We start from the raw sequence: 23,304 nt of genomic DNA, 5'->3' as shown, positions 1-23,304 counted from the left end.
GCCATGCGCGCAGGCTTCGTCGAGCCGATGAAGGCGGCCGTCACCGCGCCGCCGCCCCACGACGGCCGCTGGCTCTACGAGGTGAAGTTCGACGGCTTCCGCGCCCTGGCGGTGAAGCGGGGGAAAACGGTCCATCTCTGGTCGCGCAACCGCAAGCCGCTGGAGGAGCGCTTTCCGGAGGTCGCCGCCGCCGTCGCCCGGTTGCCGGTGCGGGAGTGCATCCTCGACGGGGAGGTCTGCGCCCTGGATGCCAAGGGAGCTTCCTCCTTCCAGATCTTGCAGAACCAGGCGGAGAGCGGAGCGCCGCTCGTCTACTACGTCTTCGACGTCCTCATGGCGGAGGGAAAAGACCTGCGCGCCCTGCTGCTCCTGGAGCGGAAGGAACGGCTGGCCGCGATCCTGGCCCGGGCGCGCGATCCCGTCCGCCCCTCCGCCTTCTTCGCGGAGGACCCGGCCCGGGTCCTGGAGACGCTGCGGAAGCTCGGCGGGGAGGGGGCCATCGCCAAGCGGAAGGACTCCCGCTACGAGGCCGGCCGCCGTTCCCGCGCGTGGGTGAAGATCAAGTTCGTCCGGGAGCAGGAATTCGTCGTCGTCGGCTACAGCCTGCCGCGCAAGAGCCGGAAACACTTCGGCGCCCTCCTCCTGGGCTGCCGCGACGTCCGGGGAAAACTGGTCTACGTTTGCAAGGTCGGCACCGGCTTTAACGGCAAGTCCCTGGCCCTGCTCCACAAGAAGCTCCTGGCGCTGGAGGTGCCCGCGCCGCGCTTCGAGGGATTTCGGGAACCAGGCGGCCGCTGGCGCCCGCCCGGCTGGAAGCCTTCGGAAAACCGCTGGGTTAAGCCGAAGCTGGTCGTCCAGGTCCGCTTCACCGAATGGACCGATGACGGCGCGCTGCGGCATCCCTCTTACATCGGCCTGCGGGAGGACAAGGGCGCTCGAGGGGTGATCCGGGAGCCTGCCCCGCCGCCGTCGAGGGAGAGGCCTTCTCCCCAAGCCGCCGTGGAGCGGCGGCCCCGTGGTAAAGCTTCATCCCGGCGGCATTCGTAAAGTCCGCTGCGCCGCCCTTTCCCGATAAGGCCGGTAGAGGGGCGGCCCAGCCTTGTCTCGCCAGAGATCCGGCGTAAGCTGGCCCGCATGCTCCGGGTTTTCCTCGGCTTTTTCCTGGCCGTCTTCCTTTGCGGCGCGCGGGCGGCTCCCGCGCATATTCCCGGCAGCGGCGGCTCTTTGACCGTGGCGGTGGAGGAGTTCCCCCCCTTCGTCATCAGGGACCAGGGCGGCGCCTGGCGGGGGATCTCCGTCGATCTGTGGAAGCAGGTGGCCCACGACCTGGGGATTCCCTACCGCTTCGTCGAGGTCAAGCCGGACACCTCCCTGGCCTGCATCGCCGGGGGGGAGGCTGACGTCGCCCTGCGCCCCTATCCGATGAACGAGGAGACCGAGTCGGTCGTCGATTTCACCGACGCCTATTTCCATACCGGCCTGGCCATGCAGGTGCTGCCGGGGGGCAAGTCCATCACCCGCCTGATGCGCCAGAGCGTTTTTTCCTGGCCGGTCCTGAGCGTCGTCGGCCTGGTGGCGCTCCTGGTGATGGGGGCCGGATTCCTCATCTGGTTCCTGGAACGCCGTAAGAACGCCTCCTTCGCCGGCAGCGGCTGGAAGGGAGTCGGCTCCGGCCTGTGGTGGTCTTCGGTCACCGTCACGGGCGTGGGCTACGGGGACAAGATTCCCCACACTTTCGCGGGCCGGTCGGTCGCCGTCGCCCTCATGTTCGCCAGCCTGGTCGTCACCTCCATCTTCACCGCCACCATCATCTCCGTCGTCACGGTGAAAAACATCCAGGACGGCTCCTCCCTGCGCGGTGACCTGGGGAAGCTCCGCGTGGCCGTGGTGGCAGGATCGGCGGGGGACGAGTTCGCCGCCGCGGGCCATCTCCGACGCACCGTTTTCCCCAGCGTCTTCGAGGCCCAGTCGGCCCTTCTGCGCGGCCAGTGCGACGTCCTCATCCATAACGAGGCGATCCTCCGCTACCTGGCCCGGGAGGACGCGGACAGCCCGCTGGTTGTCCTGCCGGAGATCCTGGCCCCGTCGAATTTCTCCATCGCCCTGCGGGAAGGGAGTCCCTGGCGGGAGGCGCTCAACCGCCAGCTCCTGCGCATCGTCCGCAGCGCCGCCTGGACGGAGAGTGAGGCGGTTTACTTGGGGCCGATGTAGCCCGGGCGGCGTCGGTTTCTTTTCTGGGCGTGAACTTTTGCCGGTTTTTGGCCTGAAAATAGCTTCCTGCAGGACCGCATGAATCGCGCGTCCCTTTCCCGGCGTTCCTTTCTGGGTCTTGGCAGCCTGGCGTTCCTGGACGCCTGGGCGCATCCGGCGCAGGCGCTTACCCCGCGCACGCCCGCCGCTTCTGCGCCGAAGCGGCTTCACGAAGCTCCGTCCAAAGACCCGCTCAAGGGTCTGAAGGCCACCGCCGCCCTCCTGGTCGATCCCCAGACGGGCGAGATCCTCTTCCAGAAAAACGCCGACATGGAGCTGCCCCCTGCCAGCACGACGAAGATGCTCACCGCCCTCCTGGTCCTGGAAAAGACCGGGCTGAAGGGTGACGTCCGCATCGAGAAGGGGGACCTCCTCCAGCCCACCCACGTCCCGCTCAAGGCGGGGGAGACGGTTTCCGTGAAGGACCTGGTCCACGCCCTCCTCATTTCCTCCGCCAACGACGCCGCGCTGGCGCTGGCGCGGCACGTCGCCGGGTCGGTCCCCGCCTTCGTCGACATGATGAACGAGCGGGCCAAGGAGCTGGGCTGCACCCGCACCCACTTCGTCAACCCCAACGGCTGGCCCGCGCCGGGTGTCCACACCACGGCCGTGGATCTTTTGAAAATCTTCCGCGCCGCCGTGGAGCAGCCCGCCTTGCGGGATATCATGCGGATGAAGTCCTACGCGCTGGAGAGCAAGAAAGCCGTCGTCCACAACCACAACCGCCTGCTGGGCGTCTACCCCGGCATGGAAGCGGCCAAGACCGGCTGGTACCGGAACGGCCCCAGCGGCGGCTCCAAGGACGGGGCGCTCCATACCTTCGCCGCCTCCGTCATCCGCAATGGGCGGGAGCTGCAGCTCATCATCCTCCACAGCGCGAACAAGTGGACCGACGCGCCGCTCCTCCTCAACTACGGCTTTTCCCGCAAGCCGACCCCGGCGCAGATGCTGGCGGGAGGCGGCCTCGACGCCGCGCGGCGTCCCGGCGTGGCGGCGGCCGAGGCGGGCCAGGGCCCCACGATCGAGGCGGTCAAGCCGCGCTAGCGTCCGCTACGGCTTCAGCCGTTTCGTCCACAGGTCGACCAGCGCGTCGGCGTCAACCAGCCTCACGTCCGGCGGCAGGGAGGCGGCCAGCTTTGCCGCCAGGGCGGGGCGGAGCGCGCCCAGGGGAAGCAGGGCGCTCATGTAGGCGGGCCGCTCCTTCGGCGCGCTGCCCAGGAATTCCCGCAGTGCGTATTCGGCCGCCGCCTTTTCCCCCGCCAGGAGGTCGAGGCGCGTCCGTTCCCGTGTCAGCGTGTGGAAGACCGGCTTGCCGTCGACCGCCTCCACCGGGTTGAGGGCGGTGGCGCCTTCCTGCCGGTCCAGGCCGGCCAGGATGCCGCGCAGGGCGGGCGCTCCCCTGAAGAAGCGCGCGTCGGCCGCCGCGCCGCCCGCATGGAGGCTCAGGATGTCGAGGTCGAGCGCGCGCAGCGCCCCGTCCAGGCGGCCCAGGTAGGCGTTCCAGATGGCATCCCGGTCCGCGGCCCGGTAGCGCAGGGCGTAGAAGCGGGGGTCGATGGCGCCCAGGCCGGAGTGGGCGCAGAGCAGGAGGTCATGCGGCGTCGCCTGCCGGTAGAACCAGGCCAGGACGGGCGGCATCAGCTCCGCCGCGGCGGGCGGCACGGACCAGTTCACCGGCACGCGGCCCCGGGCGGGATCGCGCCACAGGGCGGCCATCTCATGCTGCCACATGCCGGGGCTCTCGCCGCCGGAAAGGGCGCTCAAGGTGGCGTAGAGGAGCCTGGGCTCCTCTACGTCCGGCTGGGCGGAGCCCGACCAGACCAGGCCGACGCTGTGGGCCGATTGGCGGAAGACGTCGGGCGGGACGCGCAGGCCGCTCAGGACGGAGAGGTTCGTGCAAAAATCGCCCCCCACGATGAACTTCGCGTAGGAAGAGGCCAGGCGCAGGGCTTCGTCGGGAAATAGGCCGTGGACGTCGTTTTCCTGCCAGCCCAGGACCGGGGTGTTCGGCGGCAGGGCGGCCAGCACCTCGTGGGCGAAGTCGAGTTCCGCCGCAGGATCTCCGCCCGGGTCTTGGTCGCGCGGGCCGGAAACCCAGAAGGTGAAGACCCGTTTTTGGACAAGAAAGTCGAGGCCGCCGGGACGGCTCCGCAGGGGATTGTGGACGGCCAGGGAGGCGCCGTCGAAGCGGTCGCGGTATTTGGCCCACAGTTCCCGGTAGGCGTCGACGTTCCGTTTCCAGCGGCCGGTCAGGTCGGAGGCCACGGGGAGGCCCAGGGTGTTGGCCGTCTCCCGCCCGGTGGCGGGGCAGCCCTGCAGCGCGCCGAGGAGCGCGGCGGCGTGGCGGCTGGCGGGGAGGGCCGGATCGTAGACGACTACGGCGGGGATTTCCGCGCGAAAGGCGGCGACCAGCGCGGGCAGGCCGGACAATTCCTTGATCGCGCCGACGTAGCCCGCCTCCACCAGCCAGTCGGCCCAGAAGCGGTCGTCCGGCTTGTGGAAGAGGTAGAGGCGCGGCTGGCTCCGGTTGACCAGTCCCTGGAGCGTGACGGCGAAGAGGATGGCGTCCGGCGGCAGTTTGGAGACGTCCAGGGCCAGCAGCTCCCGCGCGGGCGCGGGGGTGGGGGGAAAGAGCGTGTCCCGCGCGGGCACGCCCAGCGGGGCGCGCAGGCCGGTGCGGGGCAGCAGGGGGTAGCCGACGGAAAGGGCATTGAGCCAGAGGGCGTCGGTCGCCCCCAGCACCGCGCCGATGACGCGGGCCTGCGTGGCTCCCGGCGGGACCAGGAAGGATTGGGTGAAGAGGCGGCTCTCGAACGTCCCTTCCGGCAGTTCCAGCCGGGCCTCGCCGCCCGTCGGCTCGAAGCGGACGGCCAGAAAGGCAGTTCCCGCGCGGCGGCCGGCGGCGCGGACGCGCAGGGCCAGTTCCTCTCCCGCCTGGACGGGGAAGGAGCCGGGGGCGGCGAAGTCGAGGATCGCGCCGAGGGGGGCGCGGCGGCCAGGCGGAGGGCGGGGCTGCCGTCGGGGGATTCCGGGTCGAGAGCGGCGGCGCCCTTGGCGTCGCCGTGGGTTTCTACCCGCCATCCGCCCAGGCCAGGCCCGGCGAAGTCCTCTTTCCAAAGCGGCGCGGACGGCGCGGTCCCGGCACAGGCCAGAAAGGCGAGTCCGAGGCAAAGGGCGAGGAGGGGCCGCATCGGTCTGCCTATATTGCGCGCAGGAGGTCGCCCAAGTCGAGGGGCTCGGTCACCATGGCCAGCTCGCCCGTGGCGGTGCGGGGCCATTCCGCCTGCGGGCGGTCCCAGTAAAGTTCCAGCCCGTTGCCGTCGGGATCGCGGAGGTAGAGGGCCTGGCTCACGCCGTGGTCGGCCGCGCCGTCGAGCGGGATCCCCGCCTCCACCAGCCGCCGCAGGGCGTCGGCCAGCGCGGCGCGGGTGGGATAGAGGATGGCGGCATGGTAGAGGCCGGTGGTGCCCGGCGCGGGAGGGGAGCCTCCGCGGCTTTCCCAGGTGTTGAGCCCCAGGTGGTGGTGGTAACCGCCCGCGGAGACGAAGGCCGCCTGCCGGCCGAAGCGCTGCATGAGCTGGAAGCCCAGGACGCCGCGGTAAAAGGCCAGGGAGCGTTCCAGGTCGGCCACCTTCAGGTGGACGTGGCCGATGCGGACGCCGGGGTCGATGGGGGCGGGGTTCACAGGAGGGTTGGCTCCGCCGGGGGCTGCTGGGCGCGGACGAATTCCTCCAGCAGGGAGCGCAGCTCCTCCGCCCGATAGCCCGCGCGGATCTGGGCGACTTCCGCCGTGGCCAGCGCGTCGCACCGCTCGTTCTCCGTGTCGCCCGCGTGGCCTTTCACCCAGCGCCACTCGATCCGGTGGGGCGCGGCGGCGGCGTCCAGCTCCCGCCAGAGGTCGGCGTTCTTCACCGGCGTCTTGGCGGCCGTCACCCAGCCTTTCCGCTTCCAGGAGGCGATCCAGGAGGTGATGCCCTGGCGCAGATATTGGGAATCGGTGTGGAAGAGGACGCGGCACGGCTCTTTGAGGGTGCGCAACGCCTCCACCGCGCTGGTCAGTTCCATCCGGTTGTTCGTCGTCGCCGGGTCGCCGCCGGAGATTTCCTTGCGCGCGCCGCCGGAGACGAGGACTGCGGCCCAGCCGCCCGGCCCGGGGTTGCCCTGGCAGGCGCCGTCGGTGTGGATCGTCACTTCTTTCACCCGGCCAGCATGGGGGATCGGCCCGGAAAAAGAAAGCGGCGCTCCGGGGAACCGGAGCGCCGCGGGCAGGCGTGTTGGTTGTCGGTGGTGGCGGAAAAACCTTAGAGGCCGGTGGGGCTATGGGCGGACCGGTCGAAGCGGTTGCTTAGGATGAAGAACGTAGGCGCCCAGAGGCCGATGAAGATGCCGAAGCGCTCGCCGTGCGCCATGGCGATGGGGTCGGCGCTCAGGCCGCCGGAATTGTACCAGAATAGGATGGAGGCAATGATCGAGGCGAAGCCGCCGACGAAGCAGAGCCACCCCATCACCTTGGCCGTCGTCCGGGCCTGCGGGCTGACGGCCACCGTTTCCAGGTCGGAAGGAGTATATGCAGTATAGGTAGTCATGCCTGCTAAGGTGCAGGCGGTATGCCACCCAAAATAACTTGTTTGTAATAAACAGGTTAAAGAATATCCGGGGGGCGGCGATTTCTTGCAAACCGCCCGATGAAAGGGCTTTAGGCGGGCCGTTTGCACCAGAGCTTCCGCCCCTTGAAGGAGATGCCGGAAAGCTTGGAAACGATCAGGTCGGCGTGTTCCTCCGCGACGTCGACGAACGTCTGGCGGCCTTGCAGGCGGATGACGCCGACGGCCTCCTTCGGCAGCTTCGTCGTGCCGAGGATGACGCCGATCACGTCGCCCGGGCGGACGTCGTGCTCCTTGCCCACGCCCAAAAGGAGGCGGACCATCCCGGCCTCGTGGGAGACGGCGCCGCTTTCCCGCGTGGAGCGGTCCCCCTGCAGGGAGGGGTAGTCGTCGCGTCGGCCGGGACGCTCGCGCCGTTCCGGGCGTTCCGGGCGCTCGCGCTCATAGCGATCCTCCCGCGGCCGGTGCCCGGGCCGGAAGGAGGAAGGCTCCTCCTGCGCGCGGGGCTTTTCCTCCTTGGCTCGGAAGAGGTGGATGAGGGCGGAGGCGATGTCGGTGGCGGCGTGGCCTTGGTCGAGCAGGCGGCCGATGAGGGCGTCCTGCCGCTCGTATTTGCCCTCTTCGAGCACTTGGCGCAGGGAGTCCTGGAAAACGTCGGCGCGCTTCTGCTCGACCTCTTCCTCGGAGGGGACGCGCTCCCGCCGCACGGTGCTCTTGGTGAAGCGGATGATGTTCTGCATCTTGTAGATCTCCCGCCCGGCGACGAAGGTGATCGCCCGCCCGCTGCGGCCGGCGCGGCCCGTGCGGCCGATGCGGTGGATGTAGTCCTCCCCGTCGTTCGGCAGGTCGTAGTTGAAGACCGCCTCCACGTCGTCGACGTCCAGGCCGCGCGCGGCCACATCCGTGGCGACAAGGAACTCGATCCCCCGCTTGCGGAACTTGGCCATGACGCGCTCCCGCATGGTCTGGGTCATGTCCCCGTGCATCTTGTCGGCGGCGTAGCCGCGGGCGGTGAGGTGCTCCGTCAATTCGTCGACCATCGACTTGGTCGCGCAGAAGACGATGCCGAACTTGATGTCCTGCAGGTCGATGAGGCGGCAGAGGACGTCGACTTTGGCCCGGCGGTCGACCTCATAGTAGACCTGGTCGATGGCGGGCATGGTGCGGGCCTGCGCTTCGATGGCGACGTGGACGGGGTCCTTGGTGAAGGTCTTGATGAGCCCCTGGATGGGGCGGGGCATGGTGGCGGAGAAGAAGACGGTCTGCCGCTTCGGCGGGGCCTGGTCCAGCACCTTGCGGATGTCGTCCAAAAAGCCCATGTCGAGCATCCGGTCGGCCTCGTCCAGGATGACCATGCGGATCTGGTCCATCTTCAGCGTCCCCCGGTCCAGGTGGTCCATGATCCGGCCCGGCGTGCCGATGATGATCTGCGCCCCCTGCTGGAGGCCGCGAAACTGGCGCTCGTAGGATTGGCCGCCGTAGACGGGCAGCTCGCGCACGCCGCGCTTGAAGGCGGCCAGCTTCGCCACTTCCTCCGCCACCTGCACGGCCAGCTCCCGGGTGGGGCAGAGGATGAGCACCTGCGGCGCGCGCAGGGCGGGGTCGACGGCCTCGATGGCGGGGATGGCGAAGGCCGCCGTCTTGCCGGAACCGGTCTGGGACTGGCCGACGACGTCGGACCCGGCCAGCAGCGGCGGGATGGCCTGGGACTGGATGTGGGAGGCTTCCTCAAAGCCCATCTGGGCGACGGCTTTGAGGACTTCGGGGGAAAGCCCCAGTTCGGAAAACGGCTTCTTCTGCATCAGACCTTGTAGGCGGCTCCGGGGCGGGTGGCCATCAAGATCGCTCGGCGGGGACTAAGTAACGCCGCAGGAGGAAGCTTTTTCCCGCGCGGTCCATGAGCGTTCGCCAGTCGGGGTGGAGGGCGGCTTCCGGCGCGGCCCACAGCGTGCGGTGGAGCTGGACCAGGAAGCCCGCGCTCCCCAGCAGGCGGAAGCGGTCTTTCCGGTCGAGCGCGGCGGGGCCCGCTTCCACGAGGCGCTGGCGCAGCAGCGCCCGGGCGGGGTCCGTCTCCTCGTCGGGCACCTTCAGGCGGCGGCGCATCATGGAGAGGTGGACGGCCAGCACGTAGGGGCAAAGGATCGCCTGGGCCCAGAGGTCGGGTTCGGGCGCGGCGGTTTCCTCCGCCAGGCCTTCCAGTTCTTGCGGCGGGGCGATCTCTTCCGGGATGAGAAACAGACCGGCCCGGCGGGCCGCCGCCCCGGCGTCGCCGCGGGCGGTGTACCAGGCCAGGAGGGGGGCCAAAACCCAGCCCAGGCAGATGGGCGCCAGCCAAAAGCCGGGTTTCCCCAGCCAATGGAGCGCGGCCAGTTGGGCCAGGACGCCGCAGGGCGTCAGCCAGCCGTAGGCCTTCAGGCAGTGAGACCAGGAGAGGCCGTGGTCGACGCGGTTCTGCGTCGACCACTGGATCTGGATCTTGAGGATCGCCGCCGCGACGAAGATGGTGTGGAAGACCATGAGCACGGGCGCGGTGAGGATGGAGAGGGCCGTTTCCAGGAAAATGCCGCGCAAGAGGGCCGCAAAGCCCCCGAATTCCCGCCGCCGGAAGAAGCCGACGAAGAGGCCGAAGATCTGCGGCAAAAAGAGGAGGAAGAGGGTGATGAGCCCCAGGGGAATGGCCGCCGCGGAGGCGGAGGCGCCCAGCGCGCCCAGTTCCTCCGGGCCGGCGGAGAGATTGAGGAAGCGCGTCCGGTCGTAGAGGCCCCAGGAACCGGCCAAGAGGAAGCCGAGCCACAGAGGGGAGCTGAGGTAGGCCATGAGGCCGATCCAGATCTGCAGGCGGCTGCCCAGGCTGATGCCGTGGGCGAAGAGGAACCAGAAGTGCTGGAGGTTGCCCGCGCACCAGCGGCGGTCCCGCTTGAGCATGTCGCTCAGGTTGGGCGGGCCCTCCTCGTAGCTCCCTTCCTCCTCACCCGCGATCCAGACCTCGTAGCCCGCCTTCTGCATGAGGGCTGCCTCCACGGTGTCGTGGCTCAGGATGTGGCGTTGGGAGCGGTCCGGCACGGGCAGGAAGGGGAGGCCGCAGTGCTCCATGAAGGGCTCCAGCCGCAGGATGGCGTTGTGCCCCCAGTAAGAGCCGGAGGCCGTCTGGAAGAAGCTGCACCCGCGCACAAAGATGTCGCCATAGAGGGCGGCGGAAAACTGGCGGACGCGGCGGAAGAGGGAGCTGCCCAGGACCAGCCGGGGATGAGTCTGGAGGATGCCCACGGTGGGGTTGGCCTCCATGGCCCGCACCAGCCGGACCATGAGCGGGCCGGACATGACGCTGTCGGCGTCCAGGGCGATCATGTAGCGGTAGCGGCGGCCCCAGCGGCGGCAAAAGTCGGCCACGTTGCCGCTCTTTCCGTGGATGGCGTGGCGGCGCTTCCGGTAGAAGATCCTCCCGAAGCCGCCCAGGCGGCGGCAAAGATGGAGCCAGGCGCACTCTTCCTCAACCCAGTGGTCGGGGCTGTTGGAATCGCTCAGGAGGTAGAAGTCGAAATTCTCGATCTGCCCGGTCTTTTCCAGGCTGCGCCACATGTTCTCGATCCCGCGGCTGACGCGGGCCACGTCCTCATTATAGACCGGGATGACCACGGCGGTGGCGGCCAGGGGGATCTCTTCCTCCCGCTCCCGCCACTCCCCGCGCATGAGGTGCCAGGGATCCCCTCCGCGCAGACGGTCAAAGAAGCCGAAGAGGGCCAGCACGCAGCCGATCACCACCTGGCTGAAAAGGAGGGGAAAGAGGGAGAGGGCGATGTAGTCCCCGGTGCTCAGCCGCTGGTCGGCGAAGGTGTCCAGGAAGAAGGAGAAGCCGACGCCGGTCAAAAGCAGCACGAGCCCGACGAAGAGGGTGCGCCGCAGGCCGTCGAGGCGCGGGGGGCGGGAAGGGGAGGTCACAGCCATTCGGGGATCCAGTGGTAAAGGAGGATGCCGATGGTCGTCCATAGGAGGACGGCGACGAGGGCTTCCCGCGGCTCCCAGCGGTGCCAGGTCTGGCTGGCCAGGCCGCGCAGCGCGCCGTAGTCCAGGTGGCGCGGCGTCATGCTGGAGATGGCCAGGTCCGGGCCGACCATGAGGAGGGGTTTCTGCATGGCCTGGCGGACCGCCTCGGACGGGGGCTCCGCCAGGAAGGCGGCGGGCTGCCGCTGCGGGATGCCGCTGAGGAGCAGCGGCAGGCAGGCGGTGCCGTGGCGTTCCGGGGAGGCGTCCCCCAGGCCGGCCGCCAGCCACGCGGCGACGCGCTCCTGCGCCAGGCCCATGGTCACGGAGACGGGATCCCGGGCGGGCTCGGCGGCGTGGAGGGACTGCGCGTCCGCGCCGATTTCCAGCGCCATTTGCGCGACGCGACGGGCGTCGGCCCAGGCGAAGGAGTCGAGGTAGTCGACGAGGCGGCGGTGGGCTTCGTTCCAGGCCTCCTGGTTAGCGGCGGAAGGGGAGCTCATCTTATTGATGCCATGTGTACGTCCAGGTTTCCGTCATCGGCTTGCCGCCGCGCAGGAGGCGGCAGCGCAGCACGGTGGGCACCTGGCGCTTGAGCGGCTCGGCGGTGAAGGTGACGCGCCAGGAGCCGTCGTAGCCGTTGCGCTCCAGCTTTTGCGTGCGGATGACGGTGCCGGCGGGTTCGGCGGCCAGCTCCAGGTCAGGCGGGTGATGGGCGGGGAGGGCCTTAAGAGCGTCGCTCCAAAAATCGATGACGAAGGTGACGGGCACGGTGCCCGTGGGGGAGAGGACGGGCTTGGCCCCCGGCGCGGGCGGCGGCGGGGTGCTGACGTGGGTCGCCTCCGCGGTGCCCAGCGGCGGGCGCTGGTTGTCGGTCATGTAGAAATCGATCGTGTAGGAGAACTCCATCCGGTCGCCCGCCTGCGGGGCCTTTTCCGGCTGCCAGAAGAGGACAACATTGTCCGTGTTCGTGTTGTCCGTCGGCAGCTGCATGAGGGTGACATTCCCCTTGCCCCAGTCCCCGTGCGGCGTCACCCAGGCGCTGGGCCGCACGTTGTAAAGCGTCTCCAGGTCCTGATAGTGCTGGAAGTCCCGGTCCCGCTGGAGAAGGCCGAACCCGCGCGGGCTCTTTTCCGGCCGCTGATAGAGCTGGATGAAAGGCTCCGTGTGCAGGGGCTGCCAGACCCACTCGTCATTGCCCGTCCAGAGGAGGAGCCCGTCGGAGTCGTGGATCTCCGGGTGGAGCGTGTCGCCGTAGTGGCTGCCGCTGTTCTCCCCGTAGAAATACATGCTGGAGAAGGGAGCCAGGCCGACCTGCCGCATGCTCTTGCGGAAATGGAGGACGGCATGGACGTCGACGGCGGTGTGGTTGCCCGGCCTCACCTTGAACTCGTAGGCCCCGGCCACGCTGGGACTGTCCAGAAGTGCGTAGAGAGTCATTTCCGTGGCGTCGGAGACGGGCCGCTGAAGCCACCATTCGGTGAAGGCGGGAAACTCCTCCTTGTGCTCCGGCGAGGCGGTGTCGATGGCCAGGCCGCGCGCGGAAAGGCCGTAGACCTCGTGCCGCCCGATGGCGCGGAAATAGCTGGCCCCCATGGCGGAAAAGAACCCGTCGAGGGAGTCGGGCTTGTTCAGCGGGTAGCGCAGGTAGAAGCCGGCGTACGGCAGCGCGGCGGGAAGCGGAGGACGAAGGTCCAGGTCCTTGAAGTCGAAGAAGGAAGGCGCATAAGCCAGCGGATGCGGCCCGCGGCGGTCGACCACATTGATGCGCGGCCCGGTGGGGAACTCCCGGGTAACGTGGTAAAAGTCGACTTGGAAGGGGAGCCCCTTGTCCCGCCAGACGCGGTAAGCCTCCTTCCAGGTAATCTTCCCCTCCTGCTCCGGGGTCAACTTCCGCAGCGCGGGCGGGAGCACGTCCGGCGCGGGGACAAACCTCTCCTGGGCCAGCTTCGCGGCCATCGCCTCCACCTGCGCGAAGCGGAAAGCCCGCCCGGGCGTATGCCGGATCGCCACGTAGAGAATGAGCGCGGTGACCAGGGCCAGGGTGACGTGCAGACGCATGCGGAACGGAAACGGGAAAAGGGCTTACGGAGTGATCTGGAAAGAGGCGCTCTGCTCGGCTTCCGAGCTGCCGCCCACCCACACCGTGCAGTCGCTGGGCTCCACGGCGGGCTCCATTTGCAGATTGTAATGGGAAAGTTCCCCGAAGCCCAGGGAGAATTCCACCTGCTTCGCCTGGCCCGGCGCCAGCGTCACGCGGGTAAAGCCTTTCAACTCCCGCACCGGCTGCTCGATGCTGCCGCCCACATTCCGCACGTAGAGCTGCACCACCTCCGTCCCCGCCACAGGCCCGCTGTTCCGCACCGTCGCGGTGACGCGCACCTGCTTCGCGCGGGAAAGGGTCTTGCCCTCCGTGCGGTAAGCCAGGTCCTGAGCGGAGATCGTGTGGCGGTCCACCTTCACGTCGGAATAGGAAAAGGAAGTGTACGAAAGGCCGAAGCCGAAGGGGAAAAGCGGCGCGTTCACCTCGTCGATATAGCGGGAGAGGTATTTCTCCGTCGGTCCCGCGGGCGGCCGCGTCAGGTCGACCCCCCGCGCCGGGCGCCCGGTAGGCAACTGATTGTAAAAGAGCGGCTCCTGCCCCACCGTGCGCGGGAACGTCGCGGGGAGCTTGCCGGAGGGATTTACCTCGCCGAAAAGCACATTGGCCACCGCGTTGCCCGCCTCGATGCCCGGGAACCACGCCTCCACGATGGACGCCACATGCGCCGCCGCCCACGTCACCGTCAGCGGGCGGCCGCTGAAAAGGACCAGCACCACCGGCTTCCCCGCGGCGGCCACCGCCTCCAGCAGGCGCTCCTGATTGCCCGGCAGATCCAGGCGCGTCACGGAAGACGACTCGCCCGACATCCCTTCGCCCGACTCGCCCAGGGCCAGCACCACCACATCCGCCTTCTTTGCCGCCTCCACCGCCTCCGCAAAGCCGCTGTCCGAAGAGGTCAAAATCTCCGTCCCCCGCGCGTATTGAAAGGCGATGTGCGCCGCCTCGCAACGCGCCTGCAGCGCGGCGCGCAGCGTCACCACATCGTCGGAATCGCCCGCCGCCGGCCAGGAGCCCAGCATGTCATCGGCCGAGTCGGCCAGCGGCCCGATGAGCGCCACCGCGTGCGTCGCCGTCCTTGAAATCGGCAGCGCGGGCAGCGTCCCGGCCGGCACCCCGCCATTCTTCAGCAGCACCAGCGTCTCCTCCGCCGCCCGGCGCGCGGCCTCCCGCTTCGCCGGCGTCGCCACGTAGGAAGGCTTCTTCTCGTCCGCATAGGGATGCTCAAAAAGCCCCAGGGCAAACTTCAGCCGCAGCACCCGCCGCACCGCCTCATCCAGCGTGGAGACGGGCAGCTTCTTCGCCTGCACCAGCTTCGCCAGCGTCGCGCCGTAAAGGCCGCTCTCCATATCCATATCCACGCCCGCGCTGATCGCCTTGCGCGCCGCCACCTCCTCCGTCTGCGCCACGCCGTGATTCATCAGCTCCTCCACCGCCCCGTAATCACTGTCCACCACCCCGGCAAAGCGCCACTCGTGCCGCAGCAGCGTCGTCAAAAGAAAGCGGTTGGCCGTCGCGGGCACCCCGTTAAGAGGATTGAGCGCCGTCATCACCGTCGCCGCCCCCGCGTCGATCGCCGTCAGATAGGGAGGCAGGTAAACCTGCCGCAGCGTCAGCTCCGACATATCCACCGTATTGTACTCCCGCCCCGCGTTCGGCGCGCCGTAGGCCGCGAAGTGCTTCACGCAGGCCGCCACCGATCCGGGCTTCGAAAGCCTCTCCCCCTGATACCCGCGCACATAAGCCGCCGCCAGCACCGAGCCTAGATAAGTGTCCTCCCCCGCGCCCTCCGTGATCCGGCCCCAGCGCGCGTCGCGGGCAATATCCACCATCGGCGAGAAAACCCAGCGCACCCCGTCCTCCGCCGCCTCATGCGCGGAAATATGGGCAACCTCCTGAATCAGTCCCGGATCAAAACTGGCCGCCAGCGCCAGCGGCACCGGGAAAATCGTCCGGTCCCCATGAATCACATCGTAACCAAAGAGAAGAGGAATATGGTGCGGCCCCTTCTCCACCGCCAGGCGCTGGAAAAAGTTCACATCCTTCGCCCCGACGACGTTAAAGAGCGAGCCGATCTTCCCCTCCGCCACCAGCTTATTGTAATCCGGCCGCCCCGTCCCCGGCCCCGTCTTCACCCCGCCGGTATACTGGACCAACTGCCCCACCTTCTCCTCCAGCGTCAGCGAGCGGAGAAGCGTCTCCACCCGCCGATTCAGCTGCCTATCCACCAGCTCCGGACTGGGAATCGACCCCTTCGGCTCAATCCGCCGCTTATCCACCCACCGCTGATAGCCCCGAGAAGCCGCCACCAGAAGAATTAAGCCAACCAAAATCCCCGCCGCCCAGGCAGCCGGATATTGGATGCGGAATGTCACCACCCGTTGTGAATCAGAACTCGAATGCGTCATGAAGAAGCCCCAAAGGGCGGTCAACCATCCATAGAGCCCATAAGCCTGTCAATGCTTGAGGGCCTGGGAGGAGAGCTTGTGCTCAAGCTTGAGCGGGCGAGAGTCTAAAACCGGAAAAACATATGAAGGCCGACTACACCAAGTTCAAATTCAGCATCACCTGTCATACGAAAGACGAGGCAATCGTTCACTGCCTTAGAGCCATAGGTCAGCGCCGTCTACCATGAGGCTATAAGCCGACGCCTCTTGATTTTTGAAGTAACGACTGAAACTGGAGCGAATGATAGGACTCGAACTCGCGATTCTATCTCGGCCTCTTTAGCTCGCATAAATCACTTATAATAAGCATTGACGCACATCAAAAACATGGGTGAATATTCTCACTTATATTCTCACTATGGCCAGCCTTTGGAAGCGCGAAAACAGCCCCTACTGGATCTGTTGCTACACCGCCCCTGACGGGAAGCAGCTAAAGCGAAGCACTAAACAACGAAACCGTGCGCAGGCCATGCAGGTGTGCATGGAAATCGAACGTACCGCTCAAATTGCCCGCCAAGGACAGCTGACTGAGGTTCAGGCTCGAAAGATCATCGGGGACATCTATCAGCGTGCCCAAGGAGAAAGCCTCTCGTTTACAGATACAAAAAGTTTCCTTCTGGAGTGGGTTCAAAGCAAAACGATGACCAAGGCTCAGGGGACATCTCTCCGTTATCGGAAGACAGTCGAAGACTTCATTGTCTTCTTGGACAAGAAAGCCACTCAGCCCCTTTCCGCCATCACTCCCAGGCACATCGAGGGATTTCGCGATCTGCAGGTGGAGCAGGGCAAAAGCTCAACCACCGCCAACATGGCGGTGAAAACCCTCCGCATTCCATTCAACACCGCCAGGCGACAAGGTCTGATTTTAAGTAACCCTGCCGAAGCGGTTGATCTTCTCTCTGCCAGCCATAACACCCGTGACACCTTCACCCGTGAGCAGATAGGAGCTCTTTTTTCGGTGGCTGACATTGAATGGAGAGGAATGATTCTTTTTGGGGCCTGTCATGGTTTGCGAATTGGTGATGCCGCAAAATTGACGTGGGAGAACATCGATGCCGAACGCCAAAGCCTTCGCTTAAGGCCGCAGAAGACCCGGCATACCAACAAGGGAAGGGGGGAAGAGTATCCCCTGCATCCCGACATCATTGACTATTTGAGTGGTCTGTCCGTCAACTCCAAGACTGCTAAGGCCTCTTTGTTCCCATCACTGAGTGCAAAAAAAACCGGAGGTGTGGGCGGTTTGTCTTTGGCCTTCCGTCGCCTAATGGCTCAAGCCGGTATTTATGCTGAAGAGGAATCTGTCCCCAAAGCCCCTGGAAAGGGACGTCGTTTCTTCTCACTCGGCTTTCACAGCTTCAGGCACACAGCCATATCCGAGCAGGCTAATCAAGGAGTCTCTCAGGAGATTCGAATGAAACTCTCGGGGCATAAGAGCAAAGTGCATGAGCGATATACCCACCATGAACTCGAAGCGATGCGCAAAGAAATCCAAAAAGTCCCCTCATTCCTCACCTCCTTCCAAATTAAGGAAAAATAGCGATCTCAACATGGGTTTGAGTCGCCCACTTTCCTACGATGTTGACCCGAACCGATCCCTGAGTGCTCACCTGCAAAGCGAAGAAGACCAAAAGGAGTGGGAGTTTACCGGGCTTACGTTCAAGAAAATCAAAAAGGCGTTGGACGATTTAAAAAATGGAAAAGGTCGCCTTTTGACAGTTTTTGATAGGACTGATCATGAGCTCTACAAATTCGCTTTTACTTCGCTTGTGAAGGAATTTCACATAAGGGGTGAAAACCTATCGCAGTGGAATTTCAGCACGAGCTTTCGACGGTGGTTTACCGTTCGCTTTTACGAATGGGCTTTTGCGGCCAACAACTATCTCAGTCTTCTCAAAAGAAAAGGATGTCCGGAGCACGATCATCCGGATGAAGGAATGGCTCTTGCCTCTCGAATGGGTTGGTTAGCCGCTAATTATGCAATGAGAAGCGACCCGCGGATTTGGGAATTCATTCAGAATGCGACCCCCAAGCAATACAAGGTGTTTAGATCGAAAGCTCTTGATCCCCAGCCGGCAAGATGGGCGCACCCGGAGTTGGACGCTTGGTTAACCCTGATTGCGCCGATAATTGAGGAGTACAATTGGAATTGTGATCAGCTGCAGAGGGTTGCGGCAGAAAAGTTCGATAAAACCGGATATCCTTACGATAGGGCGGAGGACATGGGGATCCACTGCCGCAAAATCTTGAGGCTGCAGCTTGTGGCGGCTCCCCGAGGTAGAAAAAACCTGAATGCAAAGCTGCCCCGCATGGCGAAGCTTGCTCTTCAGATTGATCCCCAAGGTTTTATGCATTCCTTTTTTGCTGACATTAAGGAGATGAAAGCGCGTCGCCAATTGCCGAAATAAGATTACCCTTCTGTTTCGGCAATTCATCCCTGAGACCGTCGTACAATACGGTCCAGATGAAACAAAACACCTTTACCCGACCCAGTCAGGCCGGGGCATTGTTGGCCGAACGGCATAATTCACGCCCCGTTTGGATTAGGGCTCCTAAGGGGGGCTTGGAGTTCTACTCGGGCCTCAGCAGAACCAAACTCTACGATTTGGCGACCAAAGGCCTGATCCGGTCGGTCTCCATTCGAGCATCTGGTCAGATCAAGGGTACCAGGCTTTTCGAACTGGAATCCATTCTCAGCTTCCTGACCGCCATCCAGGAGAATTGTGGCCATGTCGTGTCAGCATCGGAGTAGGCATGAAGATGCCGGCCTTCCAGTTCTATCCAGCCGATTGGCGTAAAGACCCCGGCGTGCAGTCGATGTCTTTTCACCAGCGAGGCATCTGGTTTGAAATTCTCTGCCTCATGCATGAGTCGCCGGTTCGTGGGGTGCTCTTGCTGCCAAATGGAAAGGCGATGTCCGAAGAGTCGTTGGCGCACATTCTGGGTCTGAAGAAGCAAAATTTAACTGAGACCCTAAGCTGTATTATGGAACGAGGGGTGGCCGATCGAGACTTAGAGAGCGGTGCTTTGGTGAACCGGCGAATGGTCCGGGACGAAAAGCTGAGAAAGATGCGTACGGAATTCGGAAAGTTAGGGGGAAACCCTATTTTGGTTAACGGAGGGGGTAAGCAAGCTCCAACCATCCAGGTTAACCAAAACTCAACCCCTTCATCTTCAATTTCATCTTCGATTAAAGAACAAGTACATTCCCCACAACGTGATCGGTTGCCGTTCTGGCCTGGTTGCTTGGAAGATGTTCTGGCGGTTGGAGCCAACAGGCGCATGTCTCGGGCCGAAGCGGAGGAATTTTGGCATCACTACGAAGCCGTCAGCTGGGTGGACGGTGCAGGTCGGGCCATCACCAATTGGCAGTCCCAACTGGAAAAGTGGTGCAAAGGAGAAAAACCCCAAAAGAAAGGAACCTATGGAAAGAATAATGACAGCAAAGGCTGCGGCGGAAGCGGCCCTCTCGACATGGAGCAGCGAGCCAAGAACCCCCTTAAACGGCTCTAAAACAAGCTTTATACCCACTGAGAAGGAACGGGAGGAAAAACGTGTCCTAGAGGCGCTTCAAGAGGCGGGATACCCCCTACGGCATATTCTCAAGCTTCATAAAATGCGGGGCCCCAGCTTGGCAAAGGCTCGCGAACTGGTTGGGGCTCTCAGCGGCAGCACGGTGCTTCTTTTGGGCGATCGAGGACCTGGAAAGACCCAAATTGCCACATGGCTTGCTAATCGTCGGGCGGTAGCCAAGAAATCGCCAGGCCGTTACTACCGCGCCGTCGATCTCTTCGGAGCTATCAAGGCTACATGGAGTGAGCGCACGGGCACGCCGGACCAAGGAGCGATCATGGAGCGTTTCCGCACCGTGAAATTCTTGGTGATCGACGAACTAAATGAGGCCTTGGGAACCTCTTGGGAGCGTCAAGTTTTCAACAATATTCTAGACCATCGGTATGGCAGCATGCTGACGACTTTGCTCATTGCCAATCTCACCGAGCGGGAGGCGGAAGAAGTGCTTGGTCCATCCATTTGGACTCGAGCCTGTGAGACGGGTGGCGTCGTTATCTGCGATTGGCCTTCTTATCGAAAATAACCGAGATGTCTTAACTTTTTACAGACGTCTCAATTTGGACGCTGTCTTATAGAATCACTAGTATTACATGAAAATCCCTCGCGCCCGCGTGCGCGTACAGTACATATGAAACCTCAAAGTATTTCAGCTAAAATAAAGGCCGATATGCAGGCACGAGCGGAGAAAATCCTCGCAGGCCACACGCCTACTCCTACAGAGATCGCTCCATCCATTACGCGGGCAATGGCGACACTATGCCCACCTGAGGTATTTGCGCAGAACCTTCTAAACCTGATGACTGCCACCAAGCGGGCATTGGTGAATCATCAAGTTTACGGAGATGTGCCTGATTGGAGTGCCCGCGAGGCTGGTGCAAAGATGTACGCCTCCTACATGATTGGCTTGCCCATCCAGCGTCAGGAGATTGTCAGCGTGCAAAAGGAAAGCCTCGACACCATCCGCGAACGGCTGGAGAACAGCCCCGCCATGCGAAAGTCTCTCCAAGCCGTTCTCGACCAAGCGGCGGCTAAGGCCGCCAAAAAACTCAACCCGTCCGCTCCAGATGATCAAATGCCGAGCGTGAACTTCCAAGATGGATAGTGTTTCAGAACCTAATTGGGTCTATCTGGAGCCTGTCTGTTGGATGGCACGCGCTTCATTTAAAAGCTCCTGATAGGCAAGAAGCATCTCCTCGCCGGAGATTTCCCGATGGGTACGGGGAGCATAGAGGGCGCTCCCGTCGCTTTGATATCCCCCCTCGTATAGCCTTTGCCGCAGGGTTTTGAAGGCATCATGCAGAATGGTGCATATCGCAGGTCGGCTTATCCCCATTTCCTCGGCCAAAATAGCGTAGGTTTTTCCTGCCATAAAACCGCGCACCATTATTTGGGTTCTTTCCGGCAATCGGGCAATTTGGCTGGCGATGATGGCATTGGACTCTCTTTTTTCAATTTGCTGGTCATTTTCCCGTTGCTCTGTCGTCACATCATAGCCCGTTAGATTGTCCTCATTCCTCTCGCCCTCTCTGAAAATCGGTTCTTCCAAATGGACGGCTTCCATTTCTTTGATTTTCTTTTGGCGGCCATAGAGATCCTTCAGCGTATTGCGAATGGCTTGGCCCGCGTAACTGGAAAACTTCGTTCCCCGTGAGGGATCAAATTTCAGGGCGGCGTGGATTAAGGCTTTCCGGGCCTCCTGAAGAACATCGTCACGGTCCAGCCCAGAAATATTGCTGTAGTCACCCGCCACGACCTGCGCGAGGTGAAGGTGATCCGTGACCAACTTGGAGTGATCTTCCGTCAAAGAGGCATCATCCGGGGATGGGACGGGCATGAAGTCAGCTTACCAACCCCGTTCCGTCAGTCAAAAACTGGTTAACAAAATAGGCGGCAGAACGTAGAGGCTATTATGTACCCAGCTCTTCGCAAGGCGGATGGCTCTTACTATCGGGCAGCCCATGGCCATGAATCCATGCTGTACCATCCACGGCTTCTTAACGGAGACACATCTCCCGACGAAGCATGGAACCCTGAGCTTTCCCATGAGCTTGAACAGCAGGTGATCGAAAGCCTGAAGCTTGAAATGCTCTATGACCATGTTCCTCGATTTGCAAGAGGAAGAGGGCAGGGATTCATTCGGGTCAGGAGACTGAATCAATTCGGTCTTTATAACTATCTGGGGGAGCAGTTGCTCGATGCGGAATGGGATGAAATCAGGATTATTAACCATTACGCTCATGTCCGCCGGGGTGATTTATTCGGTGTATTGTCAATGGATGGAACCTGGGTTCTTCCGCCCCGCTATCATATGGTCACCTCTTGGAGCGATGGCTATTTTGAGGTGGGCCTCAATCTTTACCGTCATCCGAAGGGTATCAATATTACCCCTGCTCTTTCACTTTTTTGCGGGTTATTAATATGCTTTGGCTATCACGGAGCCCCCGCCCATGCGGTGCGAACAGGAAAACCTTTAATCTTCAATGGGCGATGGGGAGTCTTCGATGAAAAGGGCTTGGAGGTCCTTCCCAAAATCTACGACGACATCTCGTTTATGAGCCCTGAGCGCATCTTGGTGCTTAAGGATGGTTTTTTTGGAATGACCAACGTGGCACGAGAAGAGCTTGTGCCCTGCATATGGGATTACGGTAATGGAAGTGGGGAATTTTGTAGCATCAACGATTCTGCGGGTTGGAAGCTGGACAATAACAACCGCCTGAAGCGCCTCGATAAACTACCGATAGAGTTCTACCATGACATGGACGGGGTCGTTGAATGTGTGCGCCAGAACCTTCTTGATCCTCCTGGTAAGCCACCAGAAGCTGAAGAGGACTAGCTAGAGTTGTATTTTCAAATTCAATGCCCGCGATGGAGCAAACTATTGAACGGGTGTGGGAGCGGCTTCTTAAATCATTCGGCTATAGGTCCGAAGAGGATTGTGATTGAGGCTTTAGGGGCAGGATCAAGTTGTCACTGAAGAGCACTCCATGATTTTCAAAAAGAATAAGCCTCCGGAACCGCCCATTGATCCAGTTCTCTTCAATGCAATGCTTGAGATGGTAGGCAGTCTGAAAGTGGAGGTGGAAATGCAGGTGAAGATAAGCAAGTGCCTTCAGGAACGCGTCGCTACCTTGGAGCGCCAGCTCGATCAGAAAATAATTTTAAGCCAGTCTTAAAAACCGGTTAACAAAGCCATCCCGCCGCCGTAAGGATAGGGATAAAGGTCGTCTTTTTAACCAATTTAAGGGCCCAGCAGGTCAGTCGCACCCACCTTCAGGGCCCGGCTAATGCGGTAAATGGTCGTAGCAAGGATATTGAGGCGGCCCGCTTCGATCTTCTGGACCGTTCTCGGATTCAGATCAGCCTTTTCTGCCAGCTGCTCCTGTGTGGAGCCAGAAGCAACGCGAGAGCGTCGGACATTTTCTCCCAGTCTCTTCAGAACTTTGTGTTCTTCAGCCGTCAAGGGCATACGCCCCATTACGCCGTATTTGAATGTTGACCAACACGGCCCAACGGGGCGTACTTAATTCATCTTACTAACGCTTTTCGGAACAAATTTATGGGCATCTTTCAACAGGCTATGGGGGCATTGATATCGGCAATCATCTGCACAACGGGAGGAATGATTCTTGTTCACCAATATGAACGCCAGAAAACGGTGTCCATGATGGAGGCTGCCAGAAAAGACTCCCAGACAGTGGTAGAGGGACTTCAAAACGCATTGGCGGAGAAACAGCAGCTTCTTGCTGAGATGAACGGGCAGCAGGCATCGCTTAAGGAAAATCTAAAAAAGCTCCAAGCAGATCGGGAGGAGGCTTTGCGCGAAAAGGAGAAGGCTGTGCAAAAAGCGGAAGCAGAAAGGTCGGTGGTTGCTGCCCTTTCCCAAAAGGACAGTGAGTTGTCTGACGGGCTGGCTCACGCCTTGGATGCCGCGAATGAAAAGGAGGAGATGATCAACAAGCTTCAGGAGCAACTCAGGGGCATTCAAACCAAGCTGGCTCAAAATGGTGCCCAAAAATCGGTTGATTCGACGTCTCCAAAACCGACCGTCAATGGCTTTAGGCGCTATCTCAACGAATTAAAGAGCCAATCGGGACGGTACATATTGAACAACAAAGGAGCGCATTATACTGGAGGTCCGCTCGCGGGCTTGAGCAATGCCCAAGCGGAAATATACGCAGAGCAGGAGTGGCAGAAGCTTTCTCCAGGCGTACAAATGGCTTACGAGAGAAAGGCGGAGTTATACGGCTCGAGCTTGTCAGATGAACAAGGCGACCCAGCAGGAAAAAGCGATCCCTCCAGTTATTCGGTGATCGGACTGGGTGGCGGTAATGCCTTTGTCATCCCTCATTAA

The 23,304-nt window shown here is 62.6% G+C and carries 21 protein-coding genes; 11 read left to right on the top strand and 10 right to left on the bottom strand.

Annotated elements, in window-relative coordinates; all coding sequences use genetic code 11:
- The first annotated feature begins 3 nt into the window (after positions 1 to 3).
- The 3 genes from ligD to PW734_01500 all read left to right on the top strand — a co-directional run bounded on the left by ligD (position 4) and on the right by PW734_01500 (position 3,294).
- Entirely contained in the window at positions 4 to 1,047 is a 1,044-nt protein-coding gene (gene ligD / locus PW734_01510; protein MDE1169879.1) for a non-homologous end-joining DNA ligase, read from the top strand.
- Between the two features lie 87 nt (positions 1,048 to 1,134).
- Positions 1,135 to 2,211 (top strand): transporter substrate-binding domain-containing protein, encoded by a 1,077-nt coding sequence (locus PW734_01505; protein MDE1169878.1) that lies wholly within the window; start codon positions 1,135 to 1,137, stop codon positions 2,209 to 2,211.
- 78 nt (positions 2,212 to 2,289) lie between these two features.
- The gene (locus tag PW734_01500; protein ID MDE1169877.1) at positions 2,290 to 3,294 is read left to right on the top strand and encodes a D-alanyl-D-alanine carboxypeptidase; all 1,005 of its coding nucleotides are present in this window, start codon (positions 2,290 to 2,292) and stop codon (positions 3,292 to 3,294) included.
- 6 nt (positions 3,295 to 3,300) lie between these two features.
- On the opposite strand, the gene PW734_01495 is transcribed toward PW734_01500, so the two are convergent.
- From PW734_01495 to PW734_01455, 9 genes are all read right to left on the bottom strand, one after another.
- Positions 3,301 to 5,331 carry a GxGYxYP family putative glycoside hydrolase gene (locus tag PW734_01495; GenBank protein ID MDE1169876.1) on the bottom strand — a complete coding sequence of 677 codons (2,031 nt, stop codon included), beginning with the start codon at positions 5,329 to 5,331 and terminating at the stop codon, positions 3,301 to 3,303.
- 118 nt (positions 5,332 to 5,449) lie between these two features.
- The gene (locus PW734_01490) at positions 5,450 to 5,935 is read right to left on the bottom strand and encodes a VOC family protein (GenBank protein MDE1169875.1); all 486 of its coding nucleotides are present in this window, start codon (positions 5,933 to 5,935) and stop codon (positions 5,450 to 5,452) included.
- Positions 5,932 to 6,441 (bottom strand): ribonuclease HI, encoded by a 510-nt coding sequence (gene rnhA / locus PW734_01485; protein ID MDE1169874.1) that lies wholly within the window; start codon positions 6,439 to 6,441, stop codon positions 5,932 to 5,934. The genes PW734_01490 and rnhA overlap by 4 nt, the downstream gene beginning before the upstream one ends.
- Before the next feature lie 110 nt (positions 6,442 to 6,551).
- Positions 6,552 to 6,836 (bottom strand): hypothetical protein, encoded by a 285-nt coding sequence (locus PW734_01480; protein MDE1169873.1) that lies wholly within the window; start codon positions 6,834 to 6,836, stop codon positions 6,552 to 6,554.
- Between the two features lie 110 nt (positions 6,837 to 6,946).
- Positions 6,947 to 8,656, bottom strand: coding sequence for a DEAD/DEAH box helicase (locus PW734_01475; protein ID MDE1169872.1), 1,710 nt, complete (start codon positions 8,654 to 8,656; stop codon positions 6,947 to 6,949).
- 34 nt (positions 8,657 to 8,690) lie between these two features.
- On the bottom strand, positions 8,691 to 10,799 hold the full coding sequence (mdoH, locus tag PW734_01470) for a glucans biosynthesis glucosyltransferase MdoH (protein ID MDE1169871.1): 2,109 nt from the start codon (positions 10,797 to 10,799) through the stop codon (positions 8,691 to 8,693).
- Positions 10,790 to 11,338 (bottom strand): hypothetical protein, encoded by a 549-nt coding sequence (locus PW734_01465; protein MDE1169870.1) that lies wholly within the window; start codon positions 11,336 to 11,338, stop codon positions 10,790 to 10,792. The genes mdoH and PW734_01465 overlap by 10 nt, the downstream gene beginning before the upstream one ends.
- 1 nt (position 11,339) lies before the next feature.
- A complete protein-coding gene (locus PW734_01460; GenBank protein ID MDE1169869.1) occupies positions 11,340 to 12,896 on the bottom strand; it encodes a glucan biosynthesis protein in 1,557 nt (518 codons plus the stop codon).
- Positions 12,897 to 12,920: 24 nt separating this feature from the next.
- Positions 12,921 to 15,245, bottom strand: a complete 2,325-nt coding sequence (locus PW734_01455; protein ID MDE1169868.1) for a glycoside hydrolase family 3 N-terminal domain-containing protein — start codon at positions 15,243 to 15,245, stop codon at positions 12,921 to 12,923.
- A 619-nt stretch (positions 15,246 to 15,864) separates the two neighbouring features.
- On the opposite strand from PW734_01455, the gene PW734_01450 reads away from it, so the two are divergent.
- The 5 genes from PW734_01450 (at position 15,865) to PW734_01430 (ending at position 20,055) form a co-directional block, all read left to right on the top strand.
- Complete coding sequence (locus tag PW734_01450; GenBank protein MDE1169867.1) at positions 15,865 to 16,920, top strand: tyrosine-type recombinase/integrase; 1,056 nt, start codon at positions 15,865 to 15,867, stop codon at positions 16,918 to 16,920.
- 10 nt (positions 16,921 to 16,930) lie between these two features.
- Positions 16,931 to 17,788 (top strand): hypothetical protein, encoded by an 858-nt coding sequence (locus tag PW734_01445; GenBank protein MDE1169866.1) that lies wholly within the window; start codon positions 16,931 to 16,933, stop codon positions 17,786 to 17,788.
- A gap of 346 nt (positions 17,789 to 18,134) precedes the next feature.
- Positions 18,135 to 18,893 carry a hypothetical protein gene (locus tag PW734_01440; protein MDE1169865.1) on the top strand — a complete coding sequence of 253 codons (759 nt, stop codon included), beginning with the start codon at positions 18,135 to 18,137 and terminating at the stop codon, positions 18,891 to 18,893.
- 118 nt (positions 18,894 to 19,011) lie between these two features.
- Positions 19,012 to 19,476, top strand: a complete 465-nt coding sequence (locus PW734_01435) for an ATP-binding protein (protein ID MDE1169864.1) — start codon at positions 19,012 to 19,014, stop codon at positions 19,474 to 19,476.
- Positions 19,477 to 19,581: 105 nt separating this feature from the next.
- Complete coding sequence (locus PW734_01430) at positions 19,582 to 20,055, top strand: hypothetical protein (protein MDE1169863.1); 474 nt, start codon at positions 19,582 to 19,584, stop codon at positions 20,053 to 20,055.
- A gap of 21 nt (positions 20,056 to 20,076) precedes the next feature.
- On the opposite strand, the gene PW734_01425 is transcribed toward PW734_01430, so the two are convergent.
- Positions 20,077 to 20,787: a sigma-70 family RNA polymerase sigma factor gene (locus PW734_01425; GenBank protein MDE1169862.1), complete on the bottom strand. Its 711-nt coding sequence runs from the start codon at positions 20,785 to 20,787 to the stop codon at positions 20,077 to 20,079.
- A 75-nt stretch (positions 20,788 to 20,862) separates the two neighbouring features.
- Between PW734_01425 and PW734_01420 the strand changes: the two genes are divergently transcribed.
- The 3 genes from PW734_01420 (at position 20,863) to PW734_01410 (ending at position 23,304) form a co-directional block, all read left to right on the top strand.
- On the top strand, positions 20,863 to 21,786 hold the full coding sequence (locus PW734_01420) for a WG repeat-containing protein (GenBank protein ID MDE1169861.1): 924 nt from the start codon (positions 20,863 to 20,865) through the stop codon (positions 21,784 to 21,786).
- Between the two features lie 151 nt (positions 21,787 to 21,937).
- Positions 21,938 to 22,126 carry a hypothetical protein gene (locus PW734_01415; protein MDE1169860.1) on the top strand — a complete coding sequence of 63 codons (189 nt, stop codon included), beginning with the start codon at positions 21,938 to 21,940 and terminating at the stop codon, positions 22,124 to 22,126.
- Positions 22,127 to 22,509: 383 nt separating this feature from the next.
- Positions 22,510 to 23,304: a hypothetical protein gene (locus PW734_01410; GenBank protein ID MDE1169859.1), complete on the top strand. Its 795-nt coding sequence runs from the start codon at positions 22,510 to 22,512 to the stop codon at positions 23,302 to 23,304.

Source organism: Verrucomicrobium sp. (assembly GCA_028283855.1).
GTDB lineage: Bacteria > Verrucomicrobiota > Verrucomicrobiia > Methylacidiphilales > GAS474 > GAS474.
Note: the sequence above shows the minus strand (reverse complement) of the source record. Positions and strands in the feature narration are given on the sequence as shown.

Coding starts and splice junctions, on each gene's coding strand:
- PW734_01410 (MDE1169859.1), top strand. CDS start 22,510: ATGGGCATCTTTCAACAGGCTATGGGGGCATTGATATCGGCAATCATC.
- PW734_01495 (MDE1169876.1), bottom strand. CDS start 5,331: ATGGCGGGTAGAAACCCACGGCGACGCCAAGGGCGCCGCCGCTCTCGA.
- ligD (MDE1169879.1), top strand. CDS start 4: ATGCGCGCAGGCTTCGTCGAGCCGATGAAGGCGGCCGTCACCGCGCCG.
- PW734_01440 (MDE1169865.1), top strand. CDS start 18,135: ATGAAGATGCCGGCCTTCCAGTTCTATCCAGCCGATTGGCGTAAAGAC.
- PW734_01415 (MDE1169860.1), top strand. CDS start 21,938: ATGATTTTCAAAAAGAATAAGCCTCCGGAACCGCCCATTGATCCAGTT.
- PW734_01465 (MDE1169870.1), bottom strand. CDS start 11,338: ATGAGCTCCCCTTCCGCCGCTAACCAGGAGGCCTGGAACGAAGCCCAC.
- PW734_01500 (MDE1169877.1), top strand. CDS start 2,290: ATGAATCGCGCGTCCCTTTCCCGGCGTTCCTTTCTGGGTCTTGGCAGC.
- PW734_01460 (MDE1169869.1), bottom strand. CDS start 12,896: ATGCGTCTGCACGTCACCCTGGCCCTGGTCACCGCGCTCATTCTCTAC.
- PW734_01480 (MDE1169873.1), bottom strand. CDS start 6,836: ATGACTACCTATACTGCATATACTCCTTCCGACCTGGAAACGGTGGCC.
- PW734_01505 (MDE1169878.1), top strand. CDS start 1,135: ATGCTCCGGGTTTTCCTCGGCTTTTTCCTGGCCGTCTTCCTTTGCGGC.
- PW734_01445 (MDE1169866.1), top strand. CDS start 16,931: ATGGGTTTGAGTCGCCCACTTTCCTACGATGTTGACCCGAACCGATCC.
- PW734_01420 (MDE1169861.1), top strand. CDS start 20,863: ATGTACCCAGCTCTTCGCAAGGCGGATGGCTCTTACTATCGGGCAGCC.
- PW734_01425 (MDE1169862.1), bottom strand. CDS start 20,787: ATGCCCGTCCCATCCCCGGATGATGCCTCTTTGACGGAAGATCACTCC.
- PW734_01450 (MDE1169867.1), top strand. CDS start 15,865: ATGGAAATCGAACGTACCGCTCAAATTGCCCGCCAAGGACAGCTGACT.
- PW734_01475 (MDE1169872.1), bottom strand. CDS start 8,656: ATGCAGAAGAAGCCGTTTTCCGAACTGGGGCTTTCCCCCGAAGTCCTC.
- PW734_01430 (MDE1169863.1), top strand. CDS start 19,582: ATGAAACCTCAAAGTATTTCAGCTAAAATAAAGGCCGATATGCAGGCA.
- mdoH (MDE1169871.1), bottom strand. CDS start 10,799: ATGGCTGTGACCTCCCCTTCCCGCCCCCCGCGCCTCGACGGCCTGCGG.